This is a genomic window from Hydrogenophaga sp., from assembly GCF_019635465.1.
Lineage (GTDB): Bacteria > Pseudomonadota > Gammaproteobacteria > Burkholderiales > Burkholderiaceae_C > Hydrogenophaga.
Map to the genome: position 1 here is coordinate 50751 of NZ_JAHBZK010000009.1, position 12210 is coordinate 62960.

9 protein-coding genes are annotated in these 12210 nt (G+C 68.2%); 5 read left to right on the top strand and 4 right to left on the bottom strand.

Annotated elements, in window-relative coordinates; translation table 11 throughout:
- Positions 1-100: 100 nt before the first annotated feature.
- Positions 101-643, bottom strand: a complete 543-nt coding sequence (def, locus tag KF871_RS09845; protein WP_291141396.1) for a peptide deformylase — start codon at positions 641-643, stop codon at positions 101-103.
- A gap of 56 nt (positions 644-699) precedes the next feature.
- Between def and KF871_RS09850 the strand changes: the two genes are divergently transcribed.
- Positions 700-1029, top strand: a complete 330-nt coding sequence (locus KF871_RS09850) for a hypothetical protein (RefSeq protein ID WP_291141399.1) — start codon at positions 700-702, stop codon at positions 1027-1029.
- Here KF871_RS09850 and ligA read toward each other — a convergent pair.
- Genes ligA through smc form a run of 3 tightly spaced genes read right to left on the bottom strand, consistent with a single transcriptional unit; the run spans position 1019 to position 7760 of the window.
- Positions 1019-3109: an NAD-dependent DNA ligase LigA gene (ligA, locus tag KF871_RS09855; RefSeq protein WP_291141402.1), complete on the bottom strand. Its 2091-nt coding sequence runs from the start codon at positions 3107-3109 to the stop codon at positions 1019-1021. The genes KF871_RS09850 and ligA overlap by 11 nt on opposite strands.
- Positions 3110-3114: 5 nt before the next feature.
- Positions 3115-4245, bottom strand: coding sequence for a cell division protein ZipA C-terminal FtsZ-binding domain-containing protein (locus KF871_RS09860; RefSeq protein WP_291141405.1), 1131 nt, complete (start codon positions 4243-4245; stop codon positions 3115-3117).
- Positions 4242-7760 (bottom strand): chromosome segregation protein SMC, encoded by a 3519-nt coding sequence (gene smc / locus KF871_RS09865; protein WP_291141409.1) that lies wholly within the window; start codon positions 7758-7760, stop codon positions 4242-4244. The genes KF871_RS09860 and smc overlap by 4 nt, the downstream gene beginning before the upstream one ends.
- A gap of 268 nt (positions 7761-8028) precedes the next feature.
- Here smc and KF871_RS09870 point away from each other — a divergent pair, with 268 nt between their 5' ends.
- From KF871_RS09870 to KF871_RS09885, 4 genes are all read left to right on the top strand, one after another.
- Positions 8029-8790: an MHYT domain-containing protein gene (locus KF871_RS09870; RefSeq protein ID WP_291141412.1), complete on the top strand. Its 762-nt coding sequence runs from the start codon at positions 8029-8031 to the stop codon at positions 8788-8790.
- Between the two features lie 71 nt (positions 8791-8861).
- Positions 8862-10085: a succinyldiaminopimelate transaminase gene (dapC, locus tag KF871_RS09875; RefSeq protein ID WP_291141415.1), complete on the top strand. Its 1224-nt coding sequence runs from the start codon at positions 8862-8864 to the stop codon at positions 10083-10085.
- Positions 10086-10123: 38 nt separating this feature from the next.
- The gene (dapD, locus tag KF871_RS09880) at positions 10124-10948 is read left to right on the top strand and encodes a 2,3,4,5-tetrahydropyridine-2,6-dicarboxylate N-succinyltransferase (RefSeq protein WP_291141419.1); all 825 of its coding nucleotides are present in this window, start codon (positions 10124-10126) and stop codon (positions 10946-10948) included.
- A 40-nt stretch (positions 10949-10988) separates the two neighbouring features.
- Positions 10989-12146 (top strand): PilT/PilU family type 4a pilus ATPase, encoded by a 1158-nt coding sequence (locus tag KF871_RS09885; RefSeq protein WP_291141422.1) that lies wholly within the window; start codon positions 10989-10991, stop codon positions 12144-12146.
- Positions 12147-12210: the final 64 nt, after the last annotated feature.

Here is a 12210-nt window from a genome sequence, read left to right on the forward strand (position 1 = left end):
GGGCAAACGCGCGCATTGTGGAGACCGCCCCCACACCGCGCGGCACCGGCGCCAATGGCCTTACCTAATGTGCGGGCGCTGGGTCACCCGCTTGCAAAACTCAATCGTCGTCGCTGGAGGCGTCAAGCCCGGGGAACAGCACCTCGGTGAAGCCAAAGCGCGTGAAGTCGCGAACCCGCATCGGGTACAGCAGGCCCCAGAGGTGGTCGCACTCGTGTTGCACCACCCGCGCGTGAAAGCCCTCGGCCTCGCGGTCAATGACCGCGCCCGACGCATCGAAGCCCTGATAGCGGATATGCCGCCAGCGCGGCACCACGCCGCGCAGGCCCGGCACCGACAGGCAGCCTTCCCAGCCATCCTCTTCCTCGTTCGACAGGGCCGTGATCACCGGATTGATCAGCACCGTGCGCGGCACGATGGGTGCATCGGGGTAACGAGGATTGGGCTGGTCGCTGCCGAAGATGACCACCTGCAAGTCAACGCCGATCTGCGGCGCGGCCAGGCCGGCGCCATTGGCGGCCGCCATGGTGTCCTTGAGGTCGGTGATCAGCGCATGCAGTTCGGGTGTGTCGAACGCGGTCACGGCCTGGGCGTGGCGCAGCAATCGGGCATCGCCCATCTTCAGCAGGGTGCGAACGGTCATGGCGGCTTGACTTGGTGGGTGCAATGCGCGAAGTTTCGCCCAAACAGGAGACACCCATGATCCCCGCTGCCCTGCTCGCCGCACTGCCCATCTCGCTGCTGATGCCCATCGCCGCCCACGCTCAAGGCGCAGGCATCTTCAAAGACGCCGACCTGACGCTGGGCGAAAAGCTCATCGCGCAGAGCAAGTGCGTCGAATGCCACACCCGCAAAGTCGGTGGCGACGGCAGCGCCATCTACCGGCCAGCTGGGCGCATCAACACCGCCGGTGCCCTGCGTGGCATGGTCGAGCAGTGCAACACCGAACTGAACCTGCAGTTCTTCCCGGAAGAGGTGAGCGCGATCGCGGCGGTGCTCAACCGCGACCACTACAAATTCAAGCCGTAGGCGGATCGGCCAGCAGCGCCAGCATCCCGGCCTCGTCGATGACCGCCACGCCCAGTTCCTGCGCCTTGTCCAGCTTGCTGCCGGCGTCGGCGCCGGCCACCACGTAGTCGGTCTTCTTGCTGACCGAGCCCGCCACTTTGGCGCCGGCGGCTTCGAGCATGGCCTTGGCGTCGTCGCGCTTGAGGGTGGGGAAGGTGCCGGTCAGTACGAAGGTCTTGCCCAGCAGGGGCTGCGGCGTGTTCTGAGCGCCCTCGCCTTCGGGCCAGGTGACGCCGGCCGCGCGCAGTTGCTCCACCACCTCGCGGTTGTGGGCCTGGTCGAAGAAGGTGCGAATGCTTTGCGCCACCACCGGGCCGACATCGTTGACCTGCAGCAGGGCATCGACGCTGGCATCCAGGATGCGGTCCAGGCTACCGAAGTGCCGGGCCAGGTCTTTGGCGGTGGCCTCGCCCACATGGCGGATGCCCAGGCCGTACAGAAACCGTGGCAGCGTGGTGTGCTTGCTCTTCTCGAGCGCATCGAGCAGGTTCTGCGCCGACTTGTCGGCCATGCGCTCCAATGCGGCCAGGGCAGTGAAGCCGAGCTTGTACAGATCGGGCAAGGTATTGATCAACCCGCCATCGACGAGTTGCTCGACCAGCTTGTCGCCCAGGCCTTCGATGTCGAGCGCGCGTCGCTGGGCGTAGTGCAGGATGGCCTGCTTGCGCTGGGCGGCGCAGAACAGCCCGCCGGTGCAACGGTGGTCGGCCTCGCCTTCTTCGCGCACCGCAGCGCTGCCGCACACCGGGCAATGCGCGGGCATGGTGAACGGCGGTGGATCGCCCACGCGCTTGTCGGCCAACACGGACACCACCTCGGGAATCACATCGCCCGCGCGCCGCACGACCACGGTGTCGCCCACGCGCACGTCCTTGCGCCGCGCCTCCAGCTCGTTGTGCAGCGTGGCGTTGGTGACGGTGACGCCGCCCACGAACACCGGCGCCAGCTTGGCCACCGGGGTGAGCTTGCCGGTTCGCCCGACTTGCACGTCGATGGCCTGCACCGTGGTCAGTTGCTCCTGCGCGGGGTACTTGTGGGCCACAGCCCAGCGCGGCTCGCGGGTCACGAAACCCAGGCGCTGCTGCAAGTCCAGGCGGTTGACCTTGTAGACCACGCCGTCGATGTCGTACGGCAGGCTGTCGCGGGTCTCGCCGATGTGGCGGTGAAAGGCCACCAACTCGTCGGCGCCGTGGCAGACGCGGGTCTGTTCGGCCACCGGAAAGCCCCAGGCCTTCAAGCGCATCAGCGCGTCGAACTGGGTGCTGCCCAGCAGGCCGTCGCCCGACACCTCGCCCCAGCCGTAGGCAAAGAAGCTCAGCGGGCGTTGTGCAGCGATGCCCGAGTCGAGCTGGCGCACCGCGCCCGCCGCCGCGTTGCGCGGGTTGACGAAGGTCTTCTCGCCCTTGGCGCCCGCCGCGATCTTGGCGCGCTGGCGCTCGTTGAGCGCCTCGAAGTCATCGCGGCGCATGTAAACCTCGCCGCGCACTTCGAGCACAGGGGGAACACTGTGAGCCAGGCGCAGCGGTATCTGCCCGATGGTGCGCACGTTGTGCGTCACGTCCTCACCGGTCTCGCCGTCGCCCCGGGTGGACGCGCGCACCAGCACACCGTCCTCGTAACGAAGGCTCATGGCCAGACCATCGAACTTGAGCTCGGCCACGTATTCGACCGGCGGGTCGCCCTCGCCCAGCGCCAGCTCGCGCCGCACCCGGGTGTCGAACGCCACGGCACCGCTGGCCTCGGTGTCGGTCTCGGTGCGGATGCTGAGCATGGGCACGGCGTGGCGCACAGGGCGCAGCTCCTTGAGCACGCTGCCGCCCACGCGCTGGGTGGGCGAGTCCGGTGTCCACAGCTCCGGGTGTGCGGCCTCGATGGCCTGCAGTTCGCGAAACAGCCGGTCGTACTCGGCGTCGGGGATCTCGGGCGCGTCTAGCGTGTAGTAGCGGTGCGCGTGGTGGTGCAACTGCGCGCGCAGCTCGGCAGCGCGCGCCGCGGCCGCGTCGGCGGGTTGCGCCGAGGCCGCAAACAGATCGTCTTGCATGGGGGTCAGGAGAACAGTCGGCGCGCCTGTGGCGAGCCTGCCGACAGATCGCGCGCGTCGAGCGCGTCGTACAGCGCCTCAAGGTCGGTGCCGATCTGCGCCATGGTCTCGGGCGACAGAGGTGCGCCCGCGTCGTCGGTCACCTGACCATCCATGGCGGCGGCCAGCACCTGCGCGGCTTCGCGCAAGCGGTCGAAGGCGCGCTCGGCGCGGGGCACATGGGTCACTTCGAGCGAGAGCGTGATCTCGCGCAGCGCACTCTGCTCGGGGTCGTCGGCCATGGCGGCCTGGGCGTCAAACGCCAGCACCAGCACGGGCGGCAGGCCAGGCTGGCCGGCCGGCAGCACCATGCGCCCGGGCAGTGCGCCGGCCACAAAGCCCAACTGCGCGGCATGCTGCGCCACGTAGCCCGGGCTCCACGCCGCACGGCGCGCGCGCAGCGTGAACCCGAGCTGGGCGTCGTGCCCACCGGCAAAGGCATCGAGCTCGCGTGCGCGGGCCACCTCGGCGCGCATGTCGGGAAAGTCGGGGTTCGCACCCACCGCGTCGGCGAAGGCCTGCGCCTTGACAACAAACTCGGAGAACTCGATGTCGTTGAGGGCGCCGGCCCGGTTGGCCAGTTGGACGCCGGCCTGCAGTGCGCGGTAGCGCTGACCGGGGCGTGGGCTTTCCCACTCGGCACCCTCGACCGGCAGGCCCTCCAGCGCAAAGGGCTTGCTGCCCACGCGCCGAGTGTGCGGCAAGGCGGCCAGCACGGCATCACCCGAGACCGGGTGGTCCAGCGCCAGCGGTGCAATCACGTCGATGAGGGCGTCCAGCGCGGGGGCGGGCCGGCGCTCCACCACGGGCAGCGCGTCGCCCATCGGCATGGGGCGCGATGCCGCCGCCAGTGCTTCGTGTTCGGCCAGCAGTTCGGCCGGTACGGTGCGATCGGGTTCGCCATCGTCGAGCACCGGTTCGCGGCGTTCGTCCAGCGGGTCCTCGTGCGGCCCGAGCATGGGCTCGGTGCCGACGTCGCTGTGACGCTCGCGCACCGTGCGCGGCGCACTCTGGCGGGTGACCCAGGCGTTGTAGGCCACCACGCCGGCCAGCACCAACCCACCGATGATGGCCAGGCCGATGTGCAGGCTGTTCATGTGGCTTCCAGCATGCCGGCGGCGGACTCCATGTCCACCGCCACGATGCGCGAGACGCCCTGCTCCTGCATGGTCACGCCGATGAGTTGCTTGGCCATTTCCATCGCGATCTTGTTGTGGCTGATGAAGAGGAACTGCGTGTCGCTGCTCATCGCGGTGACGAGCTTGGCGTAGCGCTCGGTGTTGGCGTCGTCCAACGGCGCGTCCACCTCGTCGAGCAGACAGAACGGCGCCGGGTTGAGCTGGAAGATGGCAAACACCAGGGCGATGGCGGTCAGCGCCTTCTCGCCACCCGACAGCAGGTGAATGGTCTGGTTTTTCTTGCCGGGTGGCTGCGCCATCACCTGGACGCCGGCGTCGAGGATTTCTTCGCCCGTCATCACCAGCTTGGCGTTGCCACCACCGAACAGCTCCGGAAACATCTTGCCGAAATGCGTGTTGACGGTCTCGAAGGTCGAACCCAGCAGTTCGCGCGTTTCGTTGTCGATCTTCTTGATGGCGTCTTCGAGCGTGGTGATGGCCTCGGTGAGGTCGGCCATCTGGGCGTCCAGAAATGTCTTGCGCTCGCGCGCAGCGGTGAGCTCGTCCAGCGCGGCCAGGTTGACCGCCCCCAGCGCCTGGATGTCGCGGTGCAGGCGGTCGATCTCGCCCTGCAGGCCACTCAGGCGCACATTGCCTTCGGTGATGCTCTGGGCGATGGCCGCACGATCGGCCTCGGCCTCGTCGAGCATCTGGCTGTACTGCTCCACGCCCAGGCGCGCGGCCTGCTCCTTGAGCTGGAAATCGGTGATGCGGCTGCGCAGCGGCTCCAGCTCGCGCTCGAGCTGCAGGCGGCGCTCGTCGCTGGCGCGCAGCTTCGTGGTCAGGTCGTCGTACTGGCTGCGCAAGGCCGCCAGCGCCTGCTCGCGCTCGGTCTTGGCGGCCAGGGCGCTTTGCAGACCAGCCTGGGCCGCGGCGTCGCTGAGGCGGGCGAACTCGTCGCGGGCGCGCTGCTCCTCGTCGATCAGCGATTTCTCCTGCTGGCCAGCGGTGTCGATGGCGCGCTGCAACTCGGCCTGGCGCGCCTGCAGGCTGCGCAGCGAGAAGGTGGCCTCCTGGGCGGTGCGCTCCAGCGAGCGTTGCTGCTCGCGCGCCTGGTTGAGCTTGCGCTCGGCCTCGATGACGGTGTCGTCGAGCTGGGCATGGCGCTCCTGGCTGTCGGCCAGCTGCATGTCGAGCTCCTCGAACCGCGCCTCGGCCGTCACGCGCCGCTCCTGCAGCGATTCCAGCTGGGCATCCACCTCGGCCAGATCACTGTCGATCTGCTCACTGCGCGCGCGCGCCTGCTCGGCTTGCTGCGTCAGGCGCAAGGCCTCGACCTGCAGCTCGTGCGCGCGACCCTGTGTTTCGGCGGCTTCACGGCGGGCTGCGACCAGTCGCTGCGATGCCTCTGAATAAGCCGCCTCGGCGCGCACCAGCCCAGCGCGCGCCTGCTCGGCGATCAGCGCCTGGGCCTTGCTCTGCTTGTCAAGGTTTTCAATCTCTTGCGCGCGCGCCAGCAGGCCGGCCTGCTCGTTGTCGGGGGCATAGAAGGTGACGCTGTGTGCGCCGACCGCGTGGCCGCCTGCGACGTAAATGGTCTCTCCGGCCTGCAGCTGGGCGCGCTGCGCCAGCGCTTCGTCCAGGGTGCTGGCGCTGTAGCAACCGCGCAGCCAGCCGCCCAGCAGCGCCTGCTGCGCCGCGTCGTTGAGGCGCAACCAGCTCGCCAATGGTTTGAGCCCGCCGGACCCAGCGGCAGCGGCTTCGCCCGCAGGCGGTTGATAAAACGCCAGGCGCGTGGGCGGCGCGTCGGTGGCAAAGGCGCGCACCATCTCCAGGCGAGAGACCTCCAGCGCGCCCAGGCGCTCGCGCAAGGCGGCTTCGAGCGCGTTCTCCCAACCGGGCTCGACGTGGATGCGGCTCCACAGGCCCTGCATGCCGTCCAGGCCATGCTTGGCCAGCCAGGGCTTGAGCTTGCCGTCGGTGCGCACCTTCTCCTGCAAGGCCTTGAGTGCTTCCAGGCGCGCGCTCAGGTCGGCCTGGCGGGCCGATTCGGTGTTGACGGCGGCCTGCGCCTGGCGGCGCGCTTCGTCCAGCTCGGGTACCTGCTCCTGCAGCTCGTGCAGGCGGGCGTCGGCTTCGTCGGCCTGGGCCTGCGCGGCCTGCAAGGCGCTCTGGGCGTTGGCCACCCGCGCCTCGTCGGGCGCGGCCAGGGCATTGCGGTCTGCAGCCAGGCGCTCGCGGCGCTGCGACAGGCTGCGGGTTTGCTCTTCGACGTTGCGCTGCTCGGCGGCCAGCACCTGGATCTGCTGCTGCACCTGCGACACCGCCACGCGCTGCTCGTTCGAGCGGGCCTGGGCGGCGCGCAGGGTGTCTTCGAGCTGCGGCAGCGCACCGGCCTGCTCCTCTCCCTGAGCCGCGAGCACGACCGACTGCTCCTCGGCGGCCACGATCTGCTCGGCCAGTTGTTCAATCTCGACCGCGGCGTCCTGGCTGCGGGTTGACCAGGACGCGATCTGTTCCTTGAGTTGCTGCAGACGCTGCTCGACCCGCTGACGGCCTTCGACCACGAAGCGGATCTCGGCCTCGAGCTTGCCGACCTCGGCGCTGGCCTCGTAGAGCTTGCCCTGGGCCTGGTTGACCTGGTCACCGGCGGCGTAGTGCGCCTGGCGAATGGTTTCGAGTTCGCTTTCGATGCGGCGCAGGTCGGCGGTGCGCGACTCCAGGTCGTTGACGGCCTGGGCGGCGTCCTTTTGCACCCGCGCCTGGTCGCTCTCGGCCTCGGCACGCCTGAGGAACCACAGCTGGTGCTGCTTGAGCGTGGCGCTGGCGTTGAGTGCGTGGTACTGGGCGGCGACCTCGGCCTGCTTTTCCAGCTTGTCGAGATTGGCGTTGAGCTCGCGCAGGATGTCCTCGACGCGGGTCAGGTTCTCGCGCGTGTCGGCCAGGCGGTGGGCCGTTTCGCGGCGACGCTCCTTGTATTTGGAGACGCCCGCGGCCTCCTCGAGGAACAGGCGCAGCTCTTCGGGCTTGCTCTCGATGATGCGGCTGATCGTGCCCTGGCCGATGATGGCGTAGGCGCGCGGGCCCAGGCCGGTGCCCAGAAAGACGTCCTGCACGTCGCGGCGGCGCACCGGCTGGTTGTTGATGTAGTAGCTGCTGGTGCCGTCGCGCGTGAGCACGCGCTTGACCGCAATCTCGGTGAACTGGCCCCACTGGCCGCCGGCGCGGTGATCGCTGTTGTCGAACACCAGCTCCACACTGGCGCGACTGGCCGGCTTGCGGCTGGTGGTGCCATTGAAGATGACGTCCTGCATGGACTCGCCACGCAGCTCGGAGGCCTTGGACTCGCCCAGCACCCAGCGCACCGCATCCATGATGTTGGACTTGCCGCAGCCATTGGGGCCCACCACGCCCACCAATTGGCCCGGCAGCATGAAATTGGTGGGTTCGGCGAAGGACTTGAAGCCGGAGAGCTTGATCGAGGTAAGACGCACGGCGCGATCCGGGGTGGCGGCGATGGCAGGGAGGGGACATCGGCCCGAACAGACCGACGCGGGATGATACCTGCGGGCCCCGGGGCCACCCCGGCAAGGCCGCCGCCGTGCAGGTATCCACCTGTATCGCGCCGTCGGGCGCAGGCTGAGTGCCAAAGTTCACGGAAGGATTCAACGGATCAGGCAGATCGACTTACGCGGGGACTGGGCACATGGGAAGCATGCAAACAGAATCCATGCATACCCCCAACCCGTATCACTGCGCAGCATGAATCCTCTCGTCAACACCGCCTGGGACCCCAGCCTGATCGCCCTGTCGTTCGCCTTCGCTGTCTTCGGCTCCTTCGTCGCCCTTTCCGCAGCCACACGCATCCGCACCGCGCGCGGCGCCCTGGACTGGAGCAACGTGCTGGCCGTGGGCGTGGCCCTGGGCGGCGTGGGCGTGTGGTCCATGCACTTCATCGGCATGCTGGCCCTGCGCATGGACGTGGGCAGCAGCTACTCCATGCTGGAGACGTTTGTGTCGCTGCTGGTGGCCGTCGGAGCCACCGCCGGCTCGGTGGCCCTGGCTGCACGCCAGCCCCAGCGCCTGGGCCGGCTGGTGCTGGCCGGCTTCCTGCTGGGCATGAGCGTGGTGGTCATGCACTACCTGGGCATGTTCGGCCTCAAGATCTACGGCTTCATCTCCTGGGACGTGGCCCTGGTCGGCGCCTCGATGCTGATCGCCGTGGTGGCCGCCACCGCCGCCCTGTGGCTCGCATTCAACAGCCGGACGCTGGCACATCGCCTGATGGCCTCGGTGGTCATGGGCATTGCAGTGTGCGCCATGCACTACACCGGCATGGCCGCAGCCGAATTCGTCTGCACCACCGCCGAGCGCACCGCCATTCCGCAGGGCACCGGCTTCATCGCCGCCTTCAACCTGCCGACCCTGGTGATTGCCACCACGGTCATGCTCACGGTGCTGTTGTCGCTGGACCAGTTCTACCAGCACCTGCGCCAGCGCTCGATGCGTCTGCGCAAGGCCTGAGACGCTGACTGCCCGCCCCGCCCGAGCGGGGCGGGCCTGAGTGGCCTGGCCTGCGCCGATAATCGCCGGCCATGAATCCCCTGCTCCAGCGGCTGCAGCCCTACCCCTTCGAGCGGCTGCGCCAACTCTTCGCCAGCGTCACGCCCTCGCCGGCCCATCGCGCCATCAGTCTCGGCATTGGCGAGCCCCGCCACCCGGCGCCCGATTTCCTCAAGAAGGCCCTGGCGGATGCCCTCGAGGACGGCCTGTCGTCCTACCCGGCCACGGCCGGCACCCCGGCGCTGCGGGAAGCCTGTGCCGGTTGGGTGCAACGCCGCTATGGCGTCGCGCTGGACCCGGCAACGCAGGTGATTCCGGTCAACGGCACGCGCGAGGCGCTGTTTGCCTTTGCCCAGGTGGTGGTCGACCCCACGCGCCCCGGGGCCACGGTCATCAGCCCCAACCCCTTCTATCAAATCTACGAAGGCGCAGCCCTGCTCGCCGGCGCGCAGGCGCACTACGTCCCCAGCCGGGCCGAGCGCAACTTCGCGGTCGATTGGGACAGCGTGGGCGACGACGTCTGGGCGCGCACCCAACTCGTCTATGTGTGCTCGCCCGGCAACCCGGCCGGCGCCGTGATGCCCCTGCAAGAGTGGGCCCGCTTGTTCGAGCTCAGCGATCGCCACGGCTTCGTGATCGCCTCCGACGAGTGCTACAGCGAGATCTACTTCCGCGACGAACCGCCGCTGGGTGGGCTGGAAGCGGCCACGCGACTGGGCCGCCACGACTTTGGCCGCCTGATGGCCTTCACCAGCCTGTCCAAGCGCAGCAATGTGCCGGGCTTGCGCAGCGGCTTCGTGGCCGGCGACGCCAGTCTGGTGAAGCCTTTCCTGCTCTACCGGACCTACCACGGCGCCGCCATGAGCCCCGCGGTGCAGGCAGCCAGCGTTGCCGCCTGGAACGACGAAGCGCACGTGGTGGACAACCGCCGCCTCTATCGCGAGAAATTCGCGCAGGTGACCCCGCTGCTGGCCGAGGTGATGGACGTGGCGCTGCCGGACGCGTCCTTTTACCTGTGGGCCGGCGTGCCACCCAGCTTCGCTCGGCGGGCCGAAGGGCTGAGTGCCGACGAGGCCTTCGCCCGCGATCTGCTCGCTCAATACAATGTGACGGTTCTGCCCGGCAGCTACCTGGCGCGTACCGTGCAAGGCGCCAACCCCGGCGCCGGCCGCGTACGGCTGGCCCTGGTGGCCGGCGCCGACGAATGCCTGGAGGCCGCGCACCGCATTGCGGACTTCTGCCGCGCCGCGCACTGAACCCACGCTCAACCCCAAACCCTCAACGCCCAACCCGAATGACCCAACAATTGCAAGCCCTCATCGACACCGCCTGGGACAACCGCGCCGCGCTCTCGCCTGCCGCCGCCCCGAAAGAAGTCGGTGAAGCCGTCGAACACGTGATCGCCGAACTCAACAAGGGCCGCCTGCGGGTGGCCACCCGCGAAGGCGTGGGTCAGTGGACGGTGCACCAGTGGGTCAAGAAGGCTGTGCTGCTGTCCTTCCGGCTCAAGGACAACGAGATCATGCGCGCCGGCGATCTGGGTTTCTTCGACAAGGTCCAGACCAAGTTTGCCCACCTCGACCCCGAGGCCATGAAGGCCACCGGCGTGCGCGTGGTACCGCCGGCCGTGGCCCGCCGGGGCAGTTTCATCGCCAAGGGCGCCATCCTGATGCCCAGCTACGTCAACATCGGCGCCTATGTGGACGAAGGCACCATGGTCGACACCTGGGCCACCGTGGGCAGTTGCGCCCAGGTCGGCAAGAACGTGCACCTCTCGGGCGGCGTGGGTCTGGGCGGTGTGCTCGAGCCGCTGCAGGCCAACCCGACCATCATCGAAGACAACTGCTTCATCGGCGCCCGCTCCGAGATCGTCGAGGGTGTCATCGTCGAGGAAAACTCGGTGATCAGCATGGGCGTGTACATCGGTCAAAGCACCCCCATCTACGACCGTGCGACGGGCGAAGTGAGCTATGGCCGCGTGCCCGCCGGTTCGGTGGTGATCAGCGGCAGCCTGCCCAAGGACGGCGGCAAGTACAGCCTGTACGCAGCCATCATCGTCAAACGGGTCGACGCGCAAACGCGTGCCAAGACCAGTCTGAACGACTTGCTGCGCGACTGATTTTTCAATCCTTACGCAACCCAGCACCCAGGGAGACGGCATGAGCAGCGGAACGATGGAGCGCATCCTGCGACTGATGGCCGAGAAGCGGGCATCGGACGTCTATCTGACGGCGTATGCGCCGGCAATGATCAAGATCAACGGTCAGGTGATCCCGATCAACAGCCAGGTGCTGCCTGCCGATGCCCCGCGCAACCTGCTCGCGGAAATCGTGCCGCCCACGCGCATCGAGGAGCTGCAGGAGACCGGTGAGCTCAACATGGGCGTGCCACTCGAAGGGCTGGGCAACTTTCGTGTGAGCGCCATGCGCCAGCGCGGCAGCATCGCGGTGGTGGTGCGCTACGTGCCCAGCGATATTCCGCCGCTGGACACACTCAATGTGGCCCCCATCCTGGCCGACCTCATCATGGAAAAGCGCGGGCTGATCCTGATGGTGGGGGCGACCGGCGCGGGCAAGAGCACCACGCTGGCGGCCATGATCGACCACCGCAATGAGCGCGCCAGTGGCCACATCCTGACCGTCGAAGACCCGATCGAATACACCTACCGCAACAAGCGCGCGGTGATCAACCAGCGCGAGATCGGCCCCGACACCGCTTCGCTGCAGACGGCGCTGAAGAACGCATTGCGTCAGGCACCCGACGTGATCCTGATTGGCGAAATCCGCGACCGCGAGACCATGTCGGCTGCACTGGCCTACGCGCAGTCGGGCCACCTGGTGCTGGCCACCCTGCACGCCAACAACAGCTACCAGGCGCTCAACCGCATCCTGAGCTTCTATCCGGTCGAGGTGCGCCCCACCATGCTGGGCGACCTGGCGGCCGCTTTGCGGGCCATCGTGTCGCAGCGGCTGCTGCGCACCCCGGGCGGCACGCGCGTGCCAGCCATGGAAGTGCTGCTCAACACCGCGCTGATCGCCGACCTGATCCAGAAGGCCGATTTCTCCGGTGTGCGCGAAGCCATGGAGAAATCGCTGGCCGAAGGATCGCAGACCTTCGAGCAGAACCTGGCGCGCCTCATCCACGATGGCGTGGTCAGCCGCGAAGAAGGCTTGTCCCACGCCGACTCGCCCAACAACCTGCTGTGGCGCCTGCAAAACGACTTCGAACAGAGCCGCGCCAGCGAACTCGAAGCCGTCGAGGAAGAAGCCACCGACATGCCGTCGTTCACCGACTTCACGCTGGACGTGAAGTTCTAGAGATTCACCGCACCACCCGCGCTCCGAATCATCCGGGCGCGCCATTGCCCGCCACCGGCGGGCC